At 69.6% G+C, this 23,337-nt stretch carries 20 protein-coding genes; 7 read left to right on the top strand and 13 right to left on the bottom strand.

What is annotated here, in order from left to right; all coding sequences use genetic code 11:
• Positions 1 to 5: 5 nt before the first annotated feature.
• From QSJ59_RS19855 to QSJ59_RS19835, 5 genes are all read right to left on the bottom strand, one after another.
• Positions 6 to 263, bottom strand: a complete 258-nt coding sequence (locus QSJ59_RS19855) for an HPr family phosphocarrier protein (protein ID WP_285761216.1) — start codon at positions 261 to 263, stop codon at positions 6 to 8.
• Between the two features lie 104 nt (positions 264 to 367).
• Complete coding sequence (locus tag QSJ59_RS19850) at positions 368 to 1,039, bottom strand: HAD family hydrolase (protein ID WP_285761215.1); 672 nt, start codon at positions 1,037 to 1,039, stop codon at positions 368 to 370.
• Positions 1,036 to 1,500: a PTS sugar transporter subunit IIA gene (locus QSJ59_RS19845; RefSeq protein ID WP_285761214.1), complete on the bottom strand. Its 465-nt coding sequence runs from the start codon at positions 1,498 to 1,500 to the stop codon at positions 1,036 to 1,038. Before QSJ59_RS19845 ends, QSJ59_RS19850 begins: the two co-directional genes overlap by 4 nt.
• Positions 1,501 to 1,600: 100 nt before the next feature.
• Complete coding sequence (locus tag QSJ59_RS19840; protein ID WP_285761213.1) at positions 1,601 to 1,837, bottom strand: PTS sugar transporter subunit IIB; 237 nt, start codon at positions 1,835 to 1,837, stop codon at positions 1,601 to 1,603.
• A 90-nt stretch (positions 1,838 to 1,927) separates the two neighbouring features.
• Positions 1,928 to 2,971, bottom strand: a complete 1,044-nt coding sequence (locus tag QSJ59_RS19835; protein WP_285761212.1) for an SIS domain-containing protein — start codon at positions 2,969 to 2,971, stop codon at positions 1,928 to 1,930.
• 207 nt (positions 2,972 to 3,178) lie between these two features.
• On the opposite strand from QSJ59_RS19835, the gene QSJ59_RS19830 reads away from it, so the two are divergent.
• Positions 3,179 to 3,913, top strand: a complete 735-nt coding sequence (locus QSJ59_RS19830) for a GntR family transcriptional regulator (protein WP_285761211.1) — start codon at positions 3,179 to 3,181, stop codon at positions 3,911 to 3,913.
• A 95-nt stretch (positions 3,914 to 4,008) separates the two neighbouring features.
• Positions 4,009 to 5,439, top strand: coding sequence for a PTS transporter subunit EIIC (locus QSJ59_RS19825; protein WP_285761210.1), 1,431 nt, complete (start codon positions 4,009 to 4,011; stop codon positions 5,437 to 5,439).
• A gap of 141 nt (positions 5,440 to 5,580) precedes the next feature.
• Here the strand turns inward: QSJ59_RS19825 and secA are convergent, their stop codons facing one another.
• From secA to mtrA, 7 genes are all read right to left on the bottom strand, one after another.
• Positions 5,581 to 8,469: a preprotein translocase subunit SecA gene (gene secA / locus QSJ59_RS19820; RefSeq protein WP_285761209.1), complete on the bottom strand. Its 2,889-nt coding sequence runs from the start codon at positions 8,467 to 8,469 to the stop codon at positions 5,581 to 5,583.
• A gap of 161 nt (positions 8,470 to 8,630) precedes the next feature.
• Positions 8,631 to 9,326: a response regulator gene (locus tag QSJ59_RS19815; protein WP_285761208.1), complete on the bottom strand. Its 696-nt coding sequence runs from the start codon at positions 9,324 to 9,326 to the stop codon at positions 8,631 to 8,633.
• A gap of 227 nt (positions 9,327 to 9,553) precedes the next feature.
• A complete protein-coding gene (hpf, locus tag QSJ59_RS19810) occupies positions 9,554 to 10,228 on the bottom strand; it encodes a ribosome hibernation-promoting factor, HPF/YfiA family (RefSeq protein WP_285761207.1) in 675 nt (224 codons plus the stop codon).
• A 789-nt stretch (positions 10,229 to 11,017) separates the two neighbouring features.
• A complete protein-coding gene (locus QSJ59_RS19805; protein WP_285761206.1) occupies positions 11,018 to 11,686 on the bottom strand; it encodes a ComF family protein in 669 nt (222 codons plus the stop codon).
• A gap of 137 nt (positions 11,687 to 11,823) precedes the next feature.
• On the bottom strand, positions 11,824 to 13,677 hold the full coding sequence (locus tag QSJ59_RS19800) for an LpqB family beta-propeller domain-containing protein (protein ID WP_285761205.1): 1,854 nt from the start codon (positions 13,675 to 13,677) through the stop codon (positions 11,824 to 11,826).
• Positions 13,674 to 15,422: an MtrAB system histidine kinase MtrB gene (mtrB, locus tag QSJ59_RS19795; protein ID WP_285761204.1), complete on the bottom strand. Its 1,749-nt coding sequence runs from the start codon at positions 15,420 to 15,422 to the stop codon at positions 13,674 to 13,676. Before mtrB ends, QSJ59_RS19800 begins: the two co-directional genes overlap by 4 nt.
• Before the next feature lie 8 nt (positions 15,423 to 15,430).
• The gene (gene mtrA / locus QSJ59_RS19790; protein WP_285761275.1) at positions 15,431 to 16,108 is read right to left on the bottom strand and encodes an MtrAB system response regulator MtrA; all 678 of its coding nucleotides are present in this window, start codon (positions 16,106 to 16,108) and stop codon (positions 15,431 to 15,433) included.
• A gap of 510 nt (positions 16,109 to 16,618) precedes the next feature.
• Here mtrA and QSJ59_RS19785 point away from each other — a divergent pair.
• The 5 genes from QSJ59_RS19785 to QSJ59_RS19765 all read left to right on the top strand — a co-directional run bounded on the left by QSJ59_RS19785 (position 16,619) and on the right by QSJ59_RS19765 (position 22,251).
• The gene (locus QSJ59_RS19785; protein WP_285761203.1) at positions 16,619 to 17,980 is read left to right on the top strand and encodes a glycerophosphoryl diester phosphodiesterase membrane domain-containing protein; all 1,362 of its coding nucleotides are present in this window, start codon (positions 16,619 to 16,621) and stop codon (positions 17,978 to 17,980) included.
• The gene (locus QSJ59_RS19780; RefSeq protein ID WP_285761202.1) at positions 17,977 to 18,597 is read left to right on the top strand and encodes a DUF4129 domain-containing protein; all 621 of its coding nucleotides are present in this window, start codon (positions 17,977 to 17,979) and stop codon (positions 18,595 to 18,597) included. The genes QSJ59_RS19785 and QSJ59_RS19780 overlap by 4 nt, the downstream gene beginning before the upstream one ends.
• Positions 18,594 to 19,784 carry a DUF4350 domain-containing protein gene (locus QSJ59_RS19775; protein ID WP_285761201.1) on the top strand — a complete coding sequence of 397 codons (1,191 nt, stop codon included), beginning with the start codon at positions 18,594 to 18,596 and terminating at the stop codon, positions 19,782 to 19,784. Before QSJ59_RS19780 ends, QSJ59_RS19775 begins: the two co-directional genes overlap by 4 nt.
• A gap of 76 nt (positions 19,785 to 19,860) precedes the next feature.
• Positions 19,861 to 20,844 (top strand): AAA family ATPase, encoded by a 984-nt coding sequence (locus tag QSJ59_RS19770; RefSeq protein WP_285761200.1) that lies wholly within the window; start codon positions 19,861 to 19,863, stop codon positions 20,842 to 20,844.
• A 105-nt stretch (positions 20,845 to 20,949) separates the two neighbouring features.
• Complete coding sequence (locus tag QSJ59_RS19765; protein ID WP_285761199.1) at positions 20,950 to 22,251, top strand: DUF58 domain-containing protein; 1,302 nt, start codon at positions 20,950 to 20,952, stop codon at positions 22,249 to 22,251.
• 36 nt (positions 22,252 to 22,287) lie between these two features.
• On the opposite strand, the gene QSJ59_RS19760 is transcribed toward QSJ59_RS19765, so the two are convergent.
• On the bottom strand, positions 22,288 to 23,283 hold the full coding sequence (locus QSJ59_RS19760; protein WP_285761198.1) for a stage II sporulation protein M: 996 nt from the start codon (positions 23,281 to 23,283) through the stop codon (positions 22,288 to 22,290).
• Positions 23,284 to 23,337: the final 54 nt, after the last annotated feature.

The following is a 23,337-nucleotide window of genomic DNA, read 5'->3' as shown; positions in this document are numbered from 1 at the left end:
TGCGGTCAGTCGGCGTTGGCGATCTCGGCGAGGGTGTCCAGCAGCGCCTCGGCGCCCTCCCCCTCGGCGGTGACGACGATCTCGTCGCCGTGCTTGGCCCCCAGGCTCATGACCCCCAGGATGCTCTTGGCCGACACCGGTGCGGCGTCGCCCTTGGCGACGTGCACGTCGCCGTCGAACGCGGATGCGGCCTTGACGAACAGGGACGCCGGACGGGCGTGCAGCCCGACCTTGGACTCGATCTTCACCCGGCGCTCGGCCACGGTGCTACCTCGCTTCGATGTCGTCGGCCCCGCGACGGGGCCGTGGTGCGAGACGCGGACGCACCGCGCCGCACCAGGGGATGGGGATGTCAGGGGGTGGGCGGTCAGGTTCGGGCGGCCAGGCGCGGCCAGTCGACCTCGGTGAGATGGTCGACCACCAGGTCGGCCTGTCCCAGTACGGAGCGGGCGTGGGTCGTGGTGATGCCCACGACCCGCATTCCCGCGCTCTTGCCGGCCAGGATTCCGGCCGGGGTGTCCTCGAAGACCACGATGTGCTCGGGGGCGTAGCCGAGGATCCGCGCGCCGTCGAGGTACCCCTGCGGGTGCGGCTTGCCCTCGGTGACGTCGTCGGCCGTGACCAGCCCCCGGAACAGTTCGCGGACGCCGAGCTGCTCCAGGGCGAGCTCCGCCCAGTCGCGCCCCGCCGAGGTGACCAGGCCGAACGGCACTCCCTCGGCGTGCAGGACGCGCAGGAACGCCACCGATTCGGGAAGGTGCTCGACGTCGGGGAGCCCGGGCGCCTCGCCGTGCCGGCGGATCTCGCCCCTGAGCTCGGCGAGGCTGAGCCCGGGGAACAGGTGCGGCTGCTCGGCGAGGACGTCCACCCCGCGCCGCCCCATGAAACCGTGCAGGACCTGGTCGTCGTGGGGAACACCGTAGGCGGTGAGCAGCCTGGACCACACGGCCATGCTGCGGGGTTCGCTGTTGATCAGGGTGCCGTCGAGGTCGAACAGGGCGGCACGCGGTCGGGTGTCATCGGTTATCAATTCGCTCACGCCCACTGAAACAGCAGTGCTCCCCGATTCACTTCCCCGGTGACCGGGCGCGAGACCACGTCCCCGACCGCGTCCAGGGCGATGACCGGAACGATCGGCGACAATCCGCCTTCGAGGACATCGGTGGGGTTCCATCGGATCAGGTCCTGGCCGGCGACGACGTCGTCCCCCTCCGCGACCAGGGCGGTGAAGCCCTTGCCGTCGAGCCGGACGGTGTCGATGCCCAGGTGGACCAGGACACCCTTGCCGCCGTTGCCGTTCCCGTCGGCCGCGCCGACGACGACGAAGGCGTGCGGATGCAGCTTGACCACCCGTCCGTCGACCGGGGAGACCGCGGTCTGGAGCCCCGGTTCGGGCCGGATCGCTGTTCCCGGCCCGACCATCCCTTGGGCGAACACCGGATCGGGGACCTCTTCGAGTCCCACCGCCGTACCTGTCACGGGCGAAAGCACGGAAAGCACTGTCGTTGCCTCCTCGGCCGGGGAGACGGCGCCGGGCGGCTCCCACCTGCTGGGAGCCGGCCCGGCCGGACCGCCCTGCCCGGAGTTGATGCGGGTGAGATCAGTCGAGCAGGTCGTTGATGTCGTCGGTGAGCGAGTCCGCCTCGGGTCCGACGACGACCTGCACGATGTTGCCGGAGACCAGCACTCCGTGCGCGCCGGCCGCCTTCAACGCGGCCTGGTCGACCTTGGCGGCATCGGTGACCTCGGTGCGCAGACGCGTGATGCAGGCCTCGATGTCCTCGATGTTGCCGGCGCCGCCCAGTCCGGCGACGATCGCGGCTGCCTTGTCGGCCATCTGTTCCTCCGTGGCTAGCGCGGGCCCTGACGCCCACGCGAACGATGTGTGGTGTGCTTGCCGAGCTTAAGGGGCGTGTGGCGCCTGGGCCTAGGAGGTCTGGGTGACCTTGTTGAGGCTGCGCGGCGCGTCGGGGTCGTATCCCAGCCCGCGCGCCAGCTTCTCGGTGATGATCTGCGCGGGAACGATGAGGCTGATCGGGGCCAGCCACTCGGGCAGGTCCGGAATCCCGGTGGACAGGTCGCAGGCACCCGCCAGGGCCGCGCCGCCGCCGATGGCGTAGGCGGGGGCTCCCGCCGCGCGCACCCGCTCGGCGAGGGCGACGGTGCCGGCCAGGGTCGGGCCCGAGTTGGCGGCGACCAGCAGCGCGGGGGTCAGGCCGTCCACCACCGCGATGGGGCCGTGCAGCAGGTCCGCGTAGGAGAGCCCCATCGCGTGCAGGTAGCACGCCTCCTTGAGCTTGAGGGCCGCCTCAAGCGCGGTGGAGAAAGCCATCCCGCGCCCGGAGACCACGGCGCCGGAGACACCGATGAGGCTCTCCACGATGGCGTCGATGGAGTCCTCGGGGCCGGCCAGGGTGGCCCCGATCGCGTCGGGGACCGCGCGCAACTCGTCCTCGGAGAGGTCGGCTCCCACGCCCAGGGCCAGGACCGCGAGCGCGGCGAGCTGGGCGGTGTAGGTCTTGGTCGCGGGAACGGCGAACTCGTCGCCGGCCTGCGTGACCAGGGCGACGTCGGCGATCTCGGCCATGGGCGAGCCCGCACCGTTGGTGATGCCGACCGTCCGGGCGCCGCACCGGGCCGCCCAGTTCATGGTCTCCACGATCTCCTCGGTCTTGCCCGACTGGGAGATGGCGACGGCGAGCACACCGGACAGGTCCACCTCGGCGCCGTAGGTCGTGGCGATGGAGGGCGACGCCAGGGTGGCGAGCCGGCCCGAGTGCGCCTGGAGGAGATAGCTGCCGTAGACGGCGGCGTTGTCGGAGGAGCCGCGCGCGATGAACAGCACTTGGCGGGTCTCCTTGGCCAGCGCCGCGATCTCGGTCGTCTGGGGCAGGAGCACGTCCAGGGTCCGGCGCAGCGCCGCGGGCTGCTCGTTGATCTCCGAACGCATGACGCTGGTCGTAGTACTCATCGGCTTCTTCCTACTCGATACCCATTTGCCGCGCCCCACCAAGCCGGGCACCCTCTCTGAACAGGCAGGACGACACGCCCCCGAGGGGGCTGCACAAAGCGTCGACCACGAGCGTTGACACGTCGGGAGCACCTGTGGTCTAGTCCGGCCTATACCAGTACGCACCATATCCGACCGATCCGCAAGAGAAGCGAACAGGCACCCGCGATGAGCATCGACCCCACGAGCCCCGTCCCCAAGTACGCACAACTCAGGGACCTCCTGCTCGAATGGATCGACGAGACACAGCTCGCGGTGGACGGCGCGGTGCCCTCGGAGCGCGAACTCGGCCTGCGCTACGGACTGTCCCGGATGACGGTGCGCCAGACCATCGACCACCTCGTGGCCGAGGGCAAGCTGTACCGCGTCCCCGGCAAGGGCACCTTCCTGGCCAGACCCAAGATCGAGATGTCGCTGCGGATGGCCTCCTTCACCGAGGACATGCGCGCCCGCGGCTTCGAGCCCGGCGCCCAGGACCTGGCCCGCCGGATCGACCCGGCGCGCGGGCACGTCGCCCGGATGCTCGACATCAGCCCGGGCAGCCCCGTGCACCACATCGAGCGCCTGCGCACCGCCGACGGCGAGCCGATGGCGATCGAACGCTCCAACATCCCGTTGTCGGTGGCCCCCGGGCTGAGTGAGGAATCACTCTCCGGGCGCTCGCTCTACCAACTCCTGGAAGACGACTACGGGCTTCTCCTCGACTCCGGCGAGCAGACCATCGAGGCCGGGCTGTGCGACCCCACGGACGCCCGGCTCCTCGGACTGCCCACCGGTAGCGCCGTTCTGCTCCTACAGCGGCGCAGTTTCGTCAACGGCACCTGTGTCGAACTGGCGATATCCACCTACCGTGCCGACCGTTACCAGCTGCATTCCACGCTGGACCCCCGCCAACGCGGCTGATGGCACCGGCCGCCCCCGGGCCCGTACCATCGAGCGCTGACACTCCCACCACTCCCACGAGCCACGAGCTCACCACGTGATCAGGAGGACCAACGATGAGTTCCTCATCGACGGTCAGCGACGGCCTCCCCGCCGCACCGAAGAAGTCGTCCCCGATACTGGGCATCCTGCAGCGCATCGGGCGCAGCCTGATGATGCCCATCGCCGTCCTACCCGCGGCGGCCATCCTGCTGCGTCTGGGACAACCGGACATGCTCGGCAGCAACGGCCCCGAGCCGGGCGGCTTGGCCGACGTCCCCGGCTTCGCCTGGATGAACGCCGTCTCCCCCGTGATCGGCACCGCCGGTGACGCGATCTTCAGCGCGCTGCCCCTGTTGTTCGCGGTGGGCGTGGCCATCGGTTTCGCCAAGCGCGCCGACGGCTCCACCGCTCTGGCCGCCGTCGTGGGCTACCTCGTCTTCGACCGGGTGTCCAAGTACCTGTTCTTCGAGCAGGGCGGCGAGCTCGCCTCCGGCATCACGCTCGAACTGGCCGACGGCTCCACCGCGATCAACTGGGGCGCGAAGAACCCCACCGACGTACTCGGCGGCATCGTCATCGGTATCGTCGCGGCCCTGCTGTGGCAGCGCTACTACCGGATCAAACTGCCGAGCTGGCTCGGCTTCTTCGGCGGGCGACGGTTCGTGCCGATCGTGACCGCCCTGGCAGCGATCGTCGTCGCGCTCGTCTTCGGCCTGGTCTGGCCGACCGTGGGCGGTTGGATCAACGACCTCGGCAACTGGATCATCGGCTCCGGGGCGGTGGGCGCGGGCGTCTACGGTGTCGTCAACCGGCTGCTGCTGCCCTTCGGCCTGCACCACATCGTCAACTCCGTGGTCTGGTTCGTCTTCGGCAGCTACGAGGGCGCCGACGGCGCCATCGTCAACGGCGAGATCAACCGCTATCTTGCCGGCGACCCCACGGCCGGGGGCTTCCTCTCCGGCTTCTTCCCCGTCCTGATGTTCGGTCTGCCCGCAGCGGCACTCGCGATCTGGCGGGCGGCGCACCCGAGCCAGCGTGCGGCGGTGGGCGGCATCATGATCTCCGCCGCGCTGACGGCGTTCGTCACCGGCATCACCGAGCCGATCGAATACGCGTTCATCTTCATCGCGCCGGTGCTGTTCGCCGTGCACGTGGTGCTGACCGGCGTCTCCATGGCGATCCTGAACGCGCTGGAGGCCCACCTGGGCTTCGGGTTCTCGGCCGGCCTCATCGACCTGCTGCTGAACGCCTTCAAGTCCAACACCACGAACCTGTGGATGATCATCGCGCTGGGTCTGGTCTACGCCGCGCTCTACTACGTGATCTTCTACTTCGCGATCACCAAGCTGAACCTGCCCACGCCGGGCCGCGAACCCGCCGACGAGCAGCCGACGGTGGCCGCCGGCACGCCGGCCGAGGCACCGGCCGAGGCCGCACCCTCGTCGGCGGCGACGATCGCCGACGCCGAGGCGGCCAAGGGCACGGACGCGGGAACCGCGACGTAGCCCCCCGAGCCTGATCCGCACCGGTGGCCCGGAGCCCTTCGAGGCTCCGGGCCACCGGTCTTGGCAACCGGGGAACAACGACGAGGGCCCCGGGAGGGCGGCTGTTGCCGCTCTCCCGGGGCCCTCCAGAATCCTCCCCGGTCAGGGCCGGTTCTTGGGATCCCCGTGGCACTTCTTGAACTTCTTGCCCGAGCCGCAGGGGCAGGGCGAGTTACGCGCGGCGTTGGCGTACTGGCCGTTCGTGGACTCGGTGTGGCTCTCCGCCTCGCCCTCCTCGTTGGGAGCGCTGTACTGCAAGCGGTCGGGCCGGTTCTCGGTCAGCCCCGGGACGACCACCTCCGGGGTAGAGCCGCCCTCGCCCTCGGCCTCGGTCTCGGCCGCCGGCTCCCCGACGGCCGACTCGTCCACCGCGGGCTCGACCGCGGTGGGAGCGTCCGGCTGGGCCGTGGCCGTGGCTCCCTGCACCAGCGGCACCGCGGCAGCCGTGGCCGCCGCTCCGGCCGCGGTGATGCCCTGGCCCTCCTGCGGCCGGTTCACCTGGACCTCGACGTTGAACAGGAAGCGGACCGACTCCTCCTTGATGCCCTCGAGCATCTCCTGGAACATGTCGTAGCCCTCCCGCTGGTACTCGATCAGCGGGTTGCGCTGGGCCATGGCACGCAGGCCGATGCCCTCCTGGAGGTAATCCATTTCGTAGAGGTGCTCGCGCCACTTGCGGTCCATGACGCGCAGGATGACCGTGCGCTCGACCTCGCGCATGGTGTCCGGGCCGAGCTCCTGCTCGCGACGCTCGTAGGCGGCGTGGGCGTTCTCCACGACACGGTGCGAGATGAGGTCGGGGGTCAGTACCGTGACGTCGCCGCCGTTCTCCTCGATGAGCTGGTCGGCGGTGAAGTCCACCGGGAAGACCTCAGCGAACGCCTTCCACAGGCGCTCCAGGTCCCAGTCGTCGCTCTCGCCCTCGGCCGTCGCGGAACGGACGTAGCCCTCCAGGACGTCCTCGATCATGCCCTCGATCTGCTCGCGCAGGTCGGCGCCCTCCAACACCTTGCGGCGCTCGGCGTAGACCACCTTGCGCTGGCGGTTGAGGACCTCGTCGTACTTGAGGACGTTCTTGCGGATCTCGAAGTTCTGCTGCTCGACCTGGCCCTGGGCGCCCTGGATGGCCTTGGAGACCACACCGGACTCGATGGGCTGGTCCTCGGGGATGTTCAGGCGCTCCATGATGATCTCGACGCGACCGCTGTTGAACAGCCGCATGAGGTCGTCCTTGAGCGAGAGGTAGAACCGGGACTTGCCGGGGTCGCCCTGGCGTCCGGAACGACCGCGCAGCTGGTTGTCGATGCGGCGCGACTCGTGCCGTTCGGTGCCCAGGACGTAGAGGCCACCGGCCTCGACGACCTGCTTGTTCTCCGTCTCGACGTCCTTCTGGGCCTTCTCCAGCGCCTCGGGCCACGCCTTCTCGTACTCCTCGGGGGTCTCCAGCGGGGTCAGGCCGCGCGTCTGGAGCTCCTCGTCGGCGATGAAGTCGGGGTTTCCGCCCAGCATGATGTCGGTACCGCGACCGGCCATGTTGGTGGCGACCGTGACGGCCTTGAGCTTTCCGGCGCGGGCCACGATCGACGCCTCACGCGCGTGGTTCTTCGCGTTGAGGACCTCGTGGGCGACACCGCGACGCTTGAGCATCTTCGACAGCAGCTCGGACTTCTCGACGCTGGTGGTGCCCACCAGGACCGGCTGGCCGGCCTCGTGGCACTCCGCGATGTCGTCCACGACCGCGTCGAACTTCGACTCTTCGGACTTGTACACGACGTCACGCTGGTCATCGCGGATCATGTCGCGGTTGGTCGGGATCGGCACGACACCGATGTTGTACGTCTGGTTGAACTCGGCCGCCTCGGTGGAGGCGGTACCGGTCATGCCGCCCAGCTTCTCGTAGAGGCGGAAGTAGTTCTGGAGGGTGACCTTGGCGAGGGTCTGGTTCTCGTCCTTGACCTTCACCTTCTCCTTGGCCTCGATGGCCTGGTGCATACCCTCGTTGTAGCGGCGACCGCGCAGGACACGACCGGTGAACTCGTCGACGATGAGCACCTCGCCGTCCTTGACGATGTACTCCTTGTCGCGGCGGTACAGCTCCTTGGCCTTCAGGGAGTTGTTGAGGAAGCTGATCAGCGGGGTGTTGACGGCCTCGTAGAGGTTCTCGATCCCCAGCCAGTCCTCGACCTTGGCGACACCGGACTCGGTGATGCCGACGGTGCGCTTCTTCTCGTCGACCTCGTAGTCGGTCTCCTTGCGCAGCCGCGGAGCGATCTTGGCGAACTCCCCGTACCACTTGGAGTTCTGCTCGGCCGGACCGCTGATGATCAGCGGTGTGCGCGCCTCGTCGATGAGGATGGAGTCGACCTCGTCGACGATCGCGAAGAAGTGCTCGCGCTGCACGCAGTCGTCGATCGACAGCGCCATGTTGTCACGCAGGTAGTCGAAGCCGAACTCGTTGTTGGTCCCGTGGGTGATGTCGGCCTGGTACGCCTTGCGGCGCTCCTCGGGCGACATGTCGGGGCCGATGACGCCGACCTCCATGCCCAGGAACTGGTAGACGCGCCCCATGTTCTCGGCGTCGCGGCGGGCGAGGTAGTCGTTGACGGTGACCACGTGGACGCCCTTGCCGGCGAGCGCGTTGAGGTACACGGCGAGCGTGGCGGTCAGGGTCTTGCCCTCACCGGTCTTCATCTCGGCGATATTGCCGCGATGCAGCGCCGCACCGCCCATCAGCTGCACGTCGAAGTGCCGCTGCCCCAGCGTGCGCTTGGCCGCCTCGCGCACCGTGGCGAACGCCTCCGGCAGCAGGTCGTCCAGCGTTTCGCCGTCGGCGAGGCGCTGTTTGAACTCGTCGGTCAGCTCACGCAGTTCGGCGTCGGTGAGATCGACGAAATCATCCTCGATCGAGTTGATCTGGTCCTTGAGCTTCTTGAGCTGGCGCAGGATCTTGCCTTCACCCGCGCGCAGGACCTTGTCGAGTATGCCTGGCACTTCTAATGCGCTCCTCGCGATCGTGGCCCGCATCCGGAGATGGGACGGACCCATCCCCTAGCCTTCCATCGTAGAAGACCCTATTGCCTTCACGGTCAAATCCGTGTGCGGCGAGGCCAAGAACCTGTATCTGCCGGATGCGGGGCCGTGTGCTCCGGTACTCACTCGCCGTCCGCGTCGAGGAACTTCTCCCGTATCGCGTAGACCGCGGCCTCCGTGCGCGAATGCAGCTGGAGCTTCTCCAGGATGTTGCGGACGTGGTTCTTCACGGTGTTGTCGGAGATGTACAGCTCCTCACCGATGTCCTTGTTGTTGAGGCCGCGGGCGACCAGTCGCAGGACTTCCTTCTCCCGTGCGGTCAACCGCGGGGCGGGCAGGGACTGCGGCCGCCCCTTCTCCTTCTTCGCCAGGGTCGCGAACTCGCCGATCAGCTTGGTGGCCATGGAAGGGTTGATGAAGGACTGTCCGCCGGCGACCGCGCGGACGGCCTCCGGGAGCTCCACCACCGAGATCTCCTTGAGGAGGTAGCCGGTGGCGCCGGCCTTGATGGCCTCGAAGAGGTCCTCCTCCTCGTCGCTCATCGTCAGCATCACGATCTTCGCACTGGGAACCATGTTCTTGATCCCCGTGCAGGCGGCGATACCGCTGGTCTTGGGCATCCGGACGTCCATCAGGACCACGTCGGGGAGAAGGTCGCCGGCCTGGGTCACCGCGTCCTCACCGTCGGCCGCCTCCCCGACGACGTCGATGTCGGACTCCTCTGCGAGCACGGACACGAGTCCGCGGCGGAAGAAGGCGTGATCGTCCACGACCAATACCTTGATCGGGTCCACTCGATTGGGGGGAGTCAAGCTCACAGCCTGCGTTCCTTCCTCCCACGCGGCGAAATCACCCAGACGCGGACGGATTGTTTCGTCAAGCGCACCCGCCTCGGAAGAGGCACCACGCTTCGGTCGCGGTTTTCCAGCTAAACGGGGAATTTCTCTGGAAAAACCGTCTTCGGACGCCTTACCCCACAACGCGCCGTGCCCGGTATCAAGACCGGACACGGCGCGCCAGGACGGCTATTCAGTTGTCTCTTACTTTATTCCATGAGCCGCAGAACGCCGTAGTTGAAGCCCTTCCGACGGTAGACCACGCTCGGGGCGTCGCGCTCCTCGTCCCGGAAGAGGTAGAAGTCGTGGCCGACGAGTTCCATTTCCATAAGGGCCTGGTCAATGGTCATGGGTTTGGCGGAGTGGAATTTTTCGCGAACGATGACCGGAACGTCGCCCTGGGTGTCGAGCTCGACGAAGTCGTCGGCGAACTCGTTGTCGACTGCGGCACCGTCGAATTCCGGGGAGTCGGGGGTGTCCGGGGCGATCGGGGGTTCGACCACGGAGCCCATGGGGCCGCCGGCGGCGAGGTGGGCTGTCGCGGCAGCGACGGAGACAGGGGCACGGTTGCTGCCCTTGTGCACCTTGCGACGGTCGGCGGCCTTGCGCAGCCGGGACTCGATCCGGTCCAGCGCGAGGTCGAGGGCGGTATAGCGGTCATCAGCGGAGGCTTCACCGCGAATCACCGGACCGCTGGAGTGGACGGTCAGCTCAACCCGCTCGCGATGCTCGGCGAGCTTGGGGCTGCGCTCCTTGGACACCTCCACATCGACGCTCATGATGTCCTTCTGCTCCCACTTGTGGAGCCGGGTCAGCTTCGTTTCGACATGCTGCCGGAACTTGTCGCTGACACCTGTGCGCCGACCCTTGACGATGATGTCCACAAGACCCCCTTCGTGGCGTGACCGCCCTTTTCGGCGGCCAACTGATCGGTGTGCGCCGCGCCCGCTGTGAGCGTCGGGCTAGCTTTCACAACCTCCTCTCCCGCCACAGTGGTCGTGGCCCACGTTGCTGCCCGTATACCCACAAGAACCGCCCTCATCACTTGCCGAAGGCCTCGCGTCGCAGCAGTTCGTCCGAGAAGAGCCACAGGGCGGTGAAACGCGGGGAGAAGTCCCGAAAACGACATCAGGCACGAGGTGCGTGCCCTCGTGCCTGATGTCGCGCGGTGCCTGGGCACCATGTGCGGGGGTCGCGCCCAAGAACGGCGCGATCCACGCGGAGAGGATGTCACCCGTCCGGCCGACCTGGTCTTCGTCCCCACATCCGCCTGCTGAGGGGCTCGCGGCGCTCGTGCACCACTACTGCCCTTCTCCCTTGTCCGGAGGACATCTGGACCTCCGAAGGGGCAGGGCTTACCTCTAAGCCGCACCGTGATCGGTCGACGAAAAGTCGCCTTACGTGGGCCGTTTCGCCTGCGGCTGGCATCGGCTTGTCGAGCCGCCGCCCTCGCAGGGAGGACGCCATGCCCGACGCAACCACGGACCCGGACGGGTGCCATATCTGGAACGCTAGCCCTAGATCCGCCACTTGTCAGGTACTGATTTGAGCGGCTGTCCACGGAAGCGTTCCAGCAACCCCGAAAATCTACCGGGAGCGGCGAAAAAGACACACGGGTAAAGGTTCTTTGTCCGTCCGAAAATCTCGCCTGGGGTATCCCCGGCCCCATGAGCCTACTCGCGTTCGGCGAGCACAGCAGCGCAAGCGACCGGCACGCCGCCCTCACCGAGGGCCCTGGCGGCCTCTGCGAGGGTCGATCCGGTGGTGAGAACGTCGTCGACGAGCACCACCGACCCGGTGCGGAACCGGCCCCGTGCACCGGTCCGCAGCCGCATGGCACCGGACAGGTTGGTGCGACGCTCGGCGGCTCCGAGACCGACCTGGTGGCGGGTGCGGCGGGCGTAGGCCAGGATCGGCGTCGCCCTGGCGTCGACCATGCCCTCCCGTAATCGGGCCGCGGTAGCCCCTGCCAGGAGCCGGACCGGATCGTAACCCCGCCGGCGCACCGACGCGGCTCGCCCCGGAACCGGGACGAGCCGGATGTGACGGGCGGCACCCGAACCGGACAGCACGGCCGCGGCCAACGAACCGGAAAGCTGGTCGGCGAGCCCACGCCGACCGCGGTCCTTGAAGGCCAGAAGCACGTCACGGCAGCGGCCGGCATACGGCCACGCCGCCCACGTCACCGGGCAACCGGGCCTGGCCGGGCAACGCCGTGCCCGACGGCGCAGGGCGTCGGAGCAGGCGGCGCAGACCTGCGCGCCGCCCAGGCCGCACCCGGCGCAGCACTGACCGAGCACGAGGTCCAGCAGCTCACCGGCCCACCCTTCGAGCATTCCCATACCGGCGAGTCTGTCCTGCCCGGCGGGGGCGTCCCGGAAGCGGATCCGCGTCTGTGGACAAGCGGATCTCCAGCGGTTCGGCGCCCGATGGGAGAAGTTTGCACGGGACCGGCGCACAGCAGCGCGGGTCGGGAGCGTCAGCCCGGGTAGACGGGGTTCGTGCCGTCAGCGACTTTGCGCCACATCAGGCGGTCACTGGACATGAAGATGTAGTCCTCCTCCGTCCCCGACAGCAGCGGCTGGCCCGGACCGGCGGCGATGCTGGTCATGTCCGAGCCCGCGGAAACCCCCGCGCTGGTGGAGTCGGCGCTCCCGTTGATCGGGACAAGGTAGGCCTGAAGGGCTCCGCGGGCCTTCTGTCCCAAAACGGCGAGCTGGTCGGCGCCCCGCCAGGAAAGGTCGGTGACGTTGTCGATGTCGGAGGCCAGCGGCAGGAAGCCCTGGGCGCTGACACCGGACTCGTCGTAGACGATCCGGCCGACCGAGACCCTCCCCTCCCCGCCGACCTCGGTGAGGATCGCGACCCGGGTCCCGTCGCGGGACACCTGGAGCTTGGTGACCTGCTGCGACCGCAGCTCGGGAATGTCCACCTCGACGGGATCACCGCCATCGGGCAGCAGCCAGATCCGGGCGGACCGGGAGTCGGCCGCAGGGCGGCGCTCCTCCTCGACGGGCGGGTCCCCGGGCTCGGTGTCGTCGAGCGCCTCGCCCTCCGCCCGGGCGTCGCTGGGGTCCTCCAGCACCCAGAGGTTGCCGTACCCGTCCCAGGACAACGAGGCGTAGTCGGCACCGTCGAGCACGGTGGTGTACTCACTGCCCTCGTTGAGGGACGCCACCTGGACCGAGTTCCCGCCGGGCGCGATGCCCGCCACCCGGTCCTCTGCGAGGGAGACGGCGTGCAGCTCCAGTGGGGTCGCGCCGGTGCCCGGCGCCCCCTCCGTGCGGGCTTCCTGCTGGTTGGAGTCCAGCGACCACAGCACGCCCTCGCGCATGAAGTACGAGCGCAGCTGGCCGTTGGTGCCCGAGGGGTTGACCCCGCTCCACGTCTCGCTGTTGGCCTGAAGGTTCTCGCTGCCCTCGCCGGCCAGTTCCGACTCGTCACCGTCGATGCTGAGGATGAGTTCCTGGATCTCGGGGAGCTGTCGGAGCGTCCACACGAGTTGGGCGCTCATCCCCCAGCGCGCCTCGGCGTCGACGCCGTCCGCCTCCGGGCTCAGGGCGACGGTGACCCGGCCGGAGTCGTAACTGACGTCAGCACGGGTGCCTTCGGGGAAGGCTGAGTGCACGGCGGGCGCCAACCAGTCGGTGGGGCCGTCGACCAGCATCCGGGCCAGCATCCGCGAGAGCTGCTCGGTCACGTCGCTGGTGGGCTGCACCGGCAGGAACACGGGGTCGGGCACGAGAGTGCTCTCGTCGCGGTTGAAGTAGTAGAGGTTGAGCGGACGGTAGACCCGGTCCACGGCGCGCCGGCTGAGCAGCAGTTCGTCGGGGAGGTCGGAGATGCGCCACCCCTCCTCGACCTGGACGAGGTCGAAGACGGTGTCGACCGATTCCCCCTCACCGGCCGCGACGTACTGTCCGTCGGTGCCGATGGTGGCGACCTGGGCCGCGCGCATCCGCACCTTGGCGCTCTCGCCGTCGTCACCGGTCTCGACGTCGAGGGCGACGTCGTCCTCCTCGTAGACCAGTACCTGGCTGCTGGGCTTCCAGACGACCTGCTCGTCGGAGGTCATGTAGAGCCTGGCGGCCTTGTAGTCCTCCTCGAAACTCCCCATGTCCTTGAGGAATCCGCGGACCAGGGTCTTCTCGTCCACACCGGGCTGGGGGCCGGCGGGAAGCAGCCGGGTGAAGGTGTCGACCTGGCCGGCGGCGTCGTCGCCACGACCGGAGAAGGGCGGGCCGCCGGTGGGCACCGTGGCGCAGCCGGCCACGAGGGTCACGAGACAGGCCGCCCAGGCGGTGGTGCGCAGTGCAACGGCGTTCTTGCTCATTGGTCCTCCCCCGGTCCGCTGATCCAGATGCCTTTGCGGTCGAAGTCTCCTTGCATGCTGCTGAACGCCGAGAGCGTGCGGCCCAGGGTGATCTCGGGCGGCGCCAGCGGCAGCGGCGAGCCGCGCAGTTCACCGCCGGACTTGCGCGGGAGCGAGAGGCGGAACTGCGATCCCTTGCCGGGCATTCCCCACGCCTGGAGCCATCCGCCGTGCAGGAGTGCGTCCTCCTTGGAGATGGACAACCCCAGGCCGGTGCCGCCCGTGGTCCGGGCGCGCGCGGGGTCGGCACGCCAGAAGCGGTCGAAGCAGAGGTGCTCCTCGCCCTCCTTCAGGCCGACACCGAAGTCGCGGACCGCCACGGCCACGGCGTCGCGGTCCCCGGCAGCGGTGACGATGACGTCCTTGCCTTCGCTGTGCTCGATCGCGTTGACCACGAGGTTGCGCAGGATGCGGTTGATCCGGCGGGCGTCGAACTCGGCCACACAGGGGTCGACCGGCAGGCGCAGGACCACTTTGATGCCGCGTTTCTCCGCGATCTGCTCCGCCTCACCGACGGCCTTGAGGACGGAGTCGCGGATGTCCACCGTCCCGGTCGCCAGTGTGGCCGCCCCCGCGTCGTGCCGGCTGATCTCCAGCAGGTCGGCGAGCAGTTCCTCGAAGCGCTCCAGCTGGCTCTGTAGGAGCTCCACCGAGCGGCGCATGGTGGGATCGAGGTCGTCGCGGTCGTCGTAGAGCAGGTCACCGGCCATCCGGATGGTGGTGAGCGGGGTGCGCAGTTCGTGGGAGACGTCCGAGACGAACTGGCGCTGGAGCTTGGACAGCTCCTCCAGTTCCTGGATCTTCTCCTGGAGGCTGCCGGCCATGTCGTTGAAGGACATGGCGAGCCGGGCGAGGTCGTCCTCGCCGCGCACCTTCATGCGTTCGGAGAGGTCGCCGGAGGAGAGTTTCTCCGCGGAGCTCGCGGCCTGGCGCACCGGCGTGACCACCTGCCGGGTGACCACGTAGGCGACAGCGGCGAGCAGCAACGTCAACGCGATGGCGACCAGGACGAGCGTCTGCTGGACCAGGTTGAGCATCTGCTGCTCGTGGTCGAGCGGGAAGAGGTAGTACAGCTCGTAGGTGCTGGACAGCTGGGCGCCCACGGCCAGGCCCGGTTCCCGCTGGGTGCCGCGGATGATCTCGGTGTAGTTGCCGTAGGGCAGTTCGCCGTTCTTGCGGACGTCCTCGCGCAGCCGTTCCGGCACGCTGGCCTCGTCCACACCACCGCTCACCCGCCCCGTCATGCCACCGACCGAGGGCATGATCACGACGTCGTAGAGGCCGGTGGAGCCGCTGCGCGCGCTGAGGTCCTCGATGATCTGGTCGAGTTGGCGGTCGGGGTCCTGCTGGTCGCTGTCCTGGATGATGTTTCGCGCGGTGCTCAGCCCCGCGTAGTGGTCGTTGAACGCCGACTGCGTCTTGGCGTCGAGGAGCCCGGTCTGGACCTGGTGAACCAGGAAGAAGCCGAGCACGGCGGTGACCAGCACGGAGAAGAGCAGGGTGCTGGTCACCACGCGCAGTTGCAGCGACCGCCGCCAGCGGGAGTGCACTCCCCTGACCAGCGAGCGCGCCTTGCGCTGGGCGACCAGATACCCCTTCTGCACCGCCGAACCCGCCCGTTGCAGTCGCGAAGCCGCGGCGTCCCCGCTCTCGAGCGGGCGCGCCGCGTCCGCGTCCAGGACCAGTCCTGGCGACCGCTGCTTCACCAAACCACTCAGGCGGTTCCGGCTTTGTAGCCGACACCGCGAACGGTGACGACCACCTCGGGATGCTCCGGGTCCTTCTCGATCTTGGCCCGGAGACGCTGCACGTGCACGTTGACCAACCGGGTGTCAGCGGCGTGGCGGTAGCCCCACACCTGCTCCAGCAGCACCTCGCGGGTGAAGACCTGGCGCGGCTTGCGCGCGAGCGCAACGAGCAGGTCGAACTCCAGCGGGGTGAGGCTGATGGGCTGGCCCCCGCGGCGCACGGAGTGCCCGGCGACGTCGATGGTGATGTCGCCGATCTGGAGCACCTCCGGAGCGGGCTCCTCGGTGCGGCGCAGCCTGACCCGGACCCGGGCCACCAACTCCTTGGGCTTGAACGGCTTGACGATGTAGTCATCGGCGCCCGACTCCAGGCCGAGCACGATGTCCACGGTGTCGCTCTTGGCCGTGAGCATCACGATGGGCACGCCGGACTCGGCCCGGATCTGGCGGCACACGTCGATGCCGTCGGCGCCGGGCAGCATGAGGTCCAGCAACACCAGGTCTGGCTTGGTCTCGCGAAATGCTTCCAGGGCCTTGTCGCCGTCGTGTACGAACGATGGCTCAAAGCCCTCGCCTCTGAGCACGATGCCCAGCATTTCGGCGAGAGCGAGGTCGTCATCGACGACCAGTACGCGTCCCTTCATCGATTTTCCGGCGTCGGTCGGCGTCCCCGTTCTGGGGGCGACGGTCCGGTCGCCTTCTCCTTTCCGGACACTCATGCGGCAAAACTGCGAACTCTTCTGCCGGTTTCTCCCCGTGGCACGGCTCTCCGATCATCGGAGGCGCATCGGGCGACACTTCCTAACCTTGCCATCAATCGGCGCGACATCGCACAAGGTCAACCCTGCGGCCGCGCACCGGTCGGCACGGGCGGCCCGGTCCCCCCTTTTCGGCCCCTGCCACAGCCTGCCGTCCGACCGGACGTCTCGTCCAGTGTGAACAGCGGCGATCCCCGGCCGGGAGCCAGTCGTTTGGATAACGAAAGCATACAAAAAGAATGAACAGCGTCGGGTGGGTGATACATGACGAATGCGACCTGCGGCGTGGATCCGTTACCAGTAGGTTGAAGTCGCATAGCGTGGATGAACACGACCATCCGTTCAAGCACCCGTCGAAAGCCCGTTCGGGCACTCGGTTGACGCACAGGAGGATTGATGTCCCAGGAGGACGGCCAGGCGTGGCGGGCCCCGGGCGACCGCCAGGAACCGGCCGACACCCCGCAGGACGGCCCCTGGAGCGGTCCCCAACCGGCTCAGCCTCCCAACGGCGGCTGGGAAGCACCCCCCGGCGTCGGACAGCAGCCTTTCGGCGCACCGGTCCAGGGCTGGGGCGCGCCCCCCGGGAACCAGGGGCAGTACGGCCCTCCCCCCGGCGGCCAGGGACCGTACGGCCCTCCCCCGGGCGACCAGGGATGGGGGGCGCCTCCCGGCGGCCCCGCACAGCCCGGCTACGGTCCGCCTCCCGGTGCCGGTGCCCCGCACGGCTGGGGGCCGCAGGGCCCGTACCCATGGGCACCGTACTCCGCACCGCGCCCCGGGGTGATCGCGCTGCGTCCGCTCTCCCTCGGCGACATCTTCAACGGGGCGTTCGGTTACGTGCGCCACAACCCCGGCGCCACCATCGGGATCGCCTTCATCGTCATGGCGGTGTCGGGGCTGATCTCGACGCTGGGCACCGGGTCGCTGCTGTCGGAGGCCATGTCCTTCGAGATGGCACCCCCGCCGTCCGACGAGGTGGTCTTCCCCTTCTCCCTGGGCAGCATGGTCAGCCTGTTCGCGGGCCTCGTCGTGCAGCTGGTGGCCGGTTCCGTCCTCCTGGGCCTGCTCACCGGGGTACTGGCCCTGTCGGTGCTGGGCCGCCGGGTCTCCTTCAAGGAGGCCTTCTCCACCGTGCGCGGCCGGGTCGGGGCCATCCTCGGCCTGACCGGTCTGACCTTCGTCTTCGCGATCGCGGCCATGGCGCTGTTCTTCGGGGTGATCGTGCTCGCGGTGGCCCTCGGCATCACCCAGGCCCCGGTGGCCGGCATCCTGGCGGGACTGCTGGGCGTCGTCCTCGCCGTGGCACTCACGGCCTGGCTCGCGACCAAGATCTCCCTGGCCATGCCCGCGATCGTGCTGGAGCGCATCGGCCCGTTCCCCGCCCTGGCCCGCTCCTGGCGGCTGACCTCGGGAAGCTTCTGGCGCATCCTGGGCATCCTGCTGCTGGCCAACCTGATCATCAGCTTCGTCTCGGGCCTGTTGCAGACCCCGTTCACGATCGTCGGCACCGGACTGCAACTGGTCCTGGCCGACCCCACCGCGATCGTCATCGCGACCCTGGCCACCAATTTCGTCGCGACGGCGGTGGCCACCGCGCTGACCACGCCCTTCTCCGCGGGGGCCAGCGCGCTGCTGTACCTGGACATGCGGATGCGGCGCGAGGGTCTTGACCTGCGGCTGCAGCAGGCGACTCAGTCCGGCCACCAGGTCGGACCCGAGGTCTACCTCACCGGCGACCGACCTGGAGCCCCCTTTTGAGCGATCCGGTCGGCCGGGGGGAGGCTGCACGGGCCGCGCAGGAGGAACTGGCCAAGTCGATCTACCGGGAGCAGGAACCCTCCCTGATCGACCGCCTCTACAGCTGGGCCATGGGCTGGCTGGATTCCCTCCTCAACCAGGTCGCAGGATCAGTGGCCGGGGGCTGGTGGGTCGTGGGACCGCTGCTGCTGCTCCTCGCGGTCCTGCTCGTCGTCCTCGTCGTCTACCTGCGCCCGGCCCGCCGGGCGAAGCGTGCGGCCGTGGTCGACGGCGGCACGGTCCTGACCGCCTCCGGGCACCGCGACCGCGCCGAACGCCACGCCGTCGCGCAGGAGTACGCCGACGCCATCCGGGAACGGCTGCGCGCCATCACCCGCGATCTTGAGGAGCGCGCCCTGATCACCCCACGCCCGGGCCGTACCGCGACCGAGCTGGCCGCGGAGACCTCGGGCCCGCTCCCTGAGCTACGCGCCGACCTCGACCGGGCCGCCGTCGTGTTCAACGACGTCTGGTACGGCGAGCGCGCGGCCACCGCGGAGGGCTACCAGGCCCTCGTCGCGGTGGACGACGCGGTGCGCGCCGCCCGACCAGTCAAGGACGCGGAGCCGACCCGATGAGCACGGACACCACCGGCGCGGCGCAGTCCCCGCCGACGGACCCACCGGCCGGTTCGAGCGCCGTCTCGGTGGGCGTTGCCGGAGTATGGCGCCGAGTGCGCGGCCCGTTGGCGTTCCTGGTCGGGGCGAGCGTGCTCGGGGTACTCGTATCGCTGAACGCCGTGCCCTCCCCCATCGGCGACCTCGACCCCGAAGGCGCCAATCCCGACGGGTCGCGGGCACTCGTGCAGATCCTGCGCGACGACTTCGACGTTCCGGTCACCATCGCCCGCGACACCGACGAGGCCGTCGCCGCCGCGGGTGCGGACTCGGTGCTCGTCCTGGTCAAGTCGCACCGGCTGACCGCGGGGGAACTCGACCGGCTCGCCGGGCTCCCCGGCGACCGGCTGCTGGTCCAGCCGACGACCCAGGCGATCAAGGCCCTCGCACCGGGCGTGGAGGTGACCGGCCGCGGCGACGACCGCGACGTCCTCTCCCCCGAGTGCACGCTGGAGGCGGCGCGCACCGCGGGCGACGCGCGCACCGGCGGGGAGCTCTACAGCGGCGCCTCAACCGCCTGCTACCCGGCCGAGGGCGGAAGCGCCCTGGTCAGGACGGACAGCGGCGACGCGACGGTGACGATACTGGGCTCCGGCGACCCGATGCGCAACCGCTTCCTCGCCTACGAGGGCAACGCGGCGCTGATGATCAACCTGCTGGCCGGCGACGGCGTGGTGTGGTTCCTGCCCGACGTCCCCTCGACCGGTGGGGCCTCCGATCCGGTCGACCTGCTGCACCCGGGCTTCCTGCCGGGCGCGGGCATGCTGTTGGCGGCGCTGCTGCTGCTCGCGCTGTGGCGCGGACGCCGACTGGGACCGCTCGTGGCCGAGCGGCTGCCGGTCGTGGTGCGGGCCTCGGAGACCACCGAGGGACGCGCACGGCTGTACACGGCGCGACGGGCCCGCCCGAACGCGGCGGAGGCGCTGCGTTCGGGCGCCCTCAGCTCTGTGCGTCCCAGGCTGGGACTGGGCACCGAAACCGCTCCCGAGGCGGTCGTCGAAGCGGTGTCCCAGCGCAGCCCGCGCGACCCCGAACAGATCCGCGCCCTGCTCTACGGTGGGCCGAGCGACCCCTACACCGCCGACGACACGGCGCTGGTCCGGCTCGCCGACGAGCTCGACGCGCTCGATCGGGAGGTGCGGGAGTGACGCGGAGCCCCAGTCCCGGCCCGTGCCGTCCCCTCCCCCGCTTCCGGACTTCGATATGGAAAGAGGTACCCCAGTCGTGAGCGAGTACCACCCCGAGCAGCCGGTGTCCCCCGATGCCGCGCGGACCGCGCTGACGGCGCTGCGCTCCGAGGTCGGCAAGGCCGTAGTCGGCCAGGAGGAGACGGTGACCGGCCTGGTCATCGCGCTGCTGTGCCGCGGCCACGTGTTGTTGGAAGGGGTGCCGGGCGTCGCCAAGACGCTCCTGGTGCGTTCCGTGTCGGCGGCTCTGTCCCTGGATCACAAGCGGGTCCAGTTCACCCCCGACCTGATGCCCGGCGACGTCACCGGCTCGATGGTCTACGACGCGCGCAGTGCCAAGTTCGAGTTCCACGACGGCCCCGTCTTCACCAACCTGATGCTGGCCGACGAGATCAACCGCACCCCGCCCAAGACGCAGGCGGCGCTGTTGGAGGCGATGGAGGAACGGCAGGTGACGGTGGACGGCAAGCCGTTGGCGCTGCCGGACCCGTTCATGGTGGCCGCCACGCAGAACCCCGTCGAGTACGAGGGCACCTACCCGTTGCCCGAGGCACAGCTGGACCGGTTCCTGCTGAAACTGATCGTGCCGCTGCCGCCGCGCGACGCGGAGGTCGAGATGCTGGACCGGCACGCCGCCGGGTTCGATCCTTCGGACCTGGAGGCGGCCGGGGTACAGGCGGTCGCCGGAGCGGCGGAGCTGGTGGCCGCCCGGGCAGCGGTGAGCTCCGTGCGGGTGGCCCCTGAGGTCCTGGCCTACATCGTGGACCTGTGCCGGGCCACCCGTTCCTCCCCGTCGCTGCAACTGGGCGCGTCGCCGCGCGGCGCCACCGCGCTGCTGCGCACCGCCCGGGCTTGGGCGTGGCTGTCCGGTCGCGACTACGTCACCCCCGACGACGTCAAAGCCCTGTCCAAGGCCACACTGCGCCACCGGATCGCGGTGCGCCCCGAGGCCGAACTGGAGGGGGCGACCACCGACGGCGTCCTCGACAGCGTGCTCTCCTCCGTTCCCGTTCCCCGCTGACCCCGTGTCCTCGCGGTCGGCTCCGCCTCGCGCGGTCCGACCGCGGTCGGGACAGTGGGCACGACACGATCAGCGGCCCCCAGCAAGCAAAGGCGGATCTGACCCATGGCGATCACTGGCCGCGCGGTGTTCCTGGCGTTCGTCGGGGTGCTGCTGGTGTTCCTCGCCGCACCCGCGGGCACGTGGGTGCTGTGGGCGGTGCTCGGCGCGCTCGCGGCACTGCTGCTGACCGACCTCGCCCTTGCCGCGAACTCCCGGCGGGTGCGGCTGGAAGCCGGGGGCGCGACGTCGGTCCGGCTGGGCGAGGACGCGGCGGTCTTCCTGATCGTGGCCAACCCGGACAAGCGCACGCTCCGGGCGACCGTGCGCGACGCGTGGGCGCCCAGCGCCGTGGCCGGCCCCCGCGTCCACGACCTCGTGGTTCCGGCGGGCGAACGTCGCCGGGTGGAGACCACGCTGACCCCCGTCCGCAGGGGCGACCAGCATCGCGCACACGTCACCGTGCGCAGTTACGGCCCCTTGGGGCTGGCCGCACGCCAGTCCACGCACGCCGTGCCGTGGAGTGTGCGGGCGCTGCCGCCGTTCCACAGCCGGCGCCACCTCCCGGGCAAGCTGTCCAAGCTGCGCGAGCTGGACGGCCAACACCGCGCGATGATCCGCGGACAGGGCAGCGAGTTCGACTCGCTGCGCGAATACGTCCCTGGTGACGACGTGCGCTCCATCGACTGGCGCGCGACCGCGCGCCGCGAAACCGTCGTGGTACGCACCTGGCGGCCCGAGCGGGACCGGCGGCTGCTCGTGGTCCTGGACACCGGCCGGACATCGGCCGGGCGCGTGGGCGACACTCCTCGACTGGACCATGCGATGGACGCCGGCCTGCTGCTGACCGCGCTGGCCGGCAAGGCCGGCGACCGGGTGGAACTGCTGGCCTACGACCGCCGCGTCCGCGCGCAGGTGCGCTCCCAGGGGCGGGGCAGCACGCTCCAGGCGATCGTGCGGGCGATGACACCATTGGAGCCGGAACTGGTGGAATCCGACTCCGCCGGGCTGGTGGCCACGATCCTGGGGCGCCAGAGCCGGACCCGGCAACTGGTGGTGCTGCTCACCGACCTCAACGCCGCCGCGATGGAGGAGGGGCTGCTGCCACGACTGTCCGCGCTCACCGCTCGGCACATGGTGCTGGTGGCCGCGGTCGGCGACCCCAAGGTGGCCGAGATGGCGGCACAGCGCGGGGACGCACAGTCGGTCTACGGTGCGGCGGCCGCCCAGAAGACCCTGGCCGAGCGCCGCCGCATCACCGCGGAGCTGCGCCGCCACGGCGTCGAGGTCGTGGACGCCGGCCCCGAGGAGATCGCGCCGGCACTGGCCGACGCCTACATCTCGCTGAAGGCGCAGGGACGGCTGTAGCGCTCTTCGTACTCGGGGAGGGAAAGCGGCACGGCGTCAGCCGGAGACCGCGACCGTCTGCGGGGAGTCGCGGATGTCGCCCGTCTCCCCCTGCTGGACGGCGCGGCGCCCCAGGGTGAACACGTAGAGGAAGAACAGCACCTCCGCCACCACCCCGATACCGATGCGCAGCCAGGTGGTGTGCACCCAGCCGGTGACGAACCCCTCGATGAGCCCGGAGACGAACAGGACCACGACCAGCCCCAGGACGACGCCCATCGCTGAACGGGCTTCCTCGCCCATGGCCCTGATCCGGGTGCGGTGGCCCGGCGCGATGAAGGTCCAGCCGAGCTTGATCCCCACTCCGCCGGCGACGAAGACCGCGGTCAGCTCCAGGAGACCGTGCGGCAGGATCAGGCCGAAGAAGACGTCGGCCTTGCCGTTGGCTGCCATCAACCCGCCGGCCTGGCCCAGCCCGATGGAGTTGGTGGCGAGCACGTAGACGGCCGGCAGGCACAGGAACGCGCCGAACACGATGGCCTGGGCGGCCACCCAGGCGTTGTTGGTCCAGACCTGGGCGGCGAAGGACGCTCCCGGGTTCTCGACGTAGTAGTTCGCGAAGTCGTTCTCGACGTAGGACCGGATGGTTTCGGGCGTGCCCATCGCGGCCTGGACCTCCGGGTTGGCCGCGACCCACCAGCCGACCCCGAAGGCGACGGCCGTGCAGGCCAGCGCGGTGAGCATCCACCACCAGCGGAGCCGGTACAGCGCGGCGGGGAAACTGCGGGTGAAGAACCTCCCGAAGTCGCGCCAGCCCCCCGACTGCGCGCCGGTCACGACGGAACGGGCCCGCGCCACCAGCCCCGACAACCAGCCGGTCAGGGCCGGGTCCTGGCCCGAGGAGCGCAGCACCGACAGGTGGGTGGCTGCCCGCTGGTACAGCTCGACGAGTTCGTCCACCTCTGGCCCGTCGAGCTTGCGGTGCCGGCGCACCAGCGTTTCCAACCGGTTCCAGTCGGGACGGTGTTCGGCGATGAAGAGATCGAGGTCCACGCTTTGACTCTACTGACCCCCCGAGGGCGAAAGGCAGGGCGGAACCCGGGGAAC

It is taken from the genome of Nocardiopsis ansamitocini (assembly GCF_030268225.1).
Classification (GTDB): Bacteria; Actinomycetota; Actinomycetes; order Streptosporangiales; family Streptosporangiaceae; genus Nocardiopsis_D; species Nocardiopsis_D ansamitocini.
The sequence above is the reverse complement of the archived record's forward strand: the minus strand, read 5'-3'. Positions and strand labels throughout refer to the sequence as shown.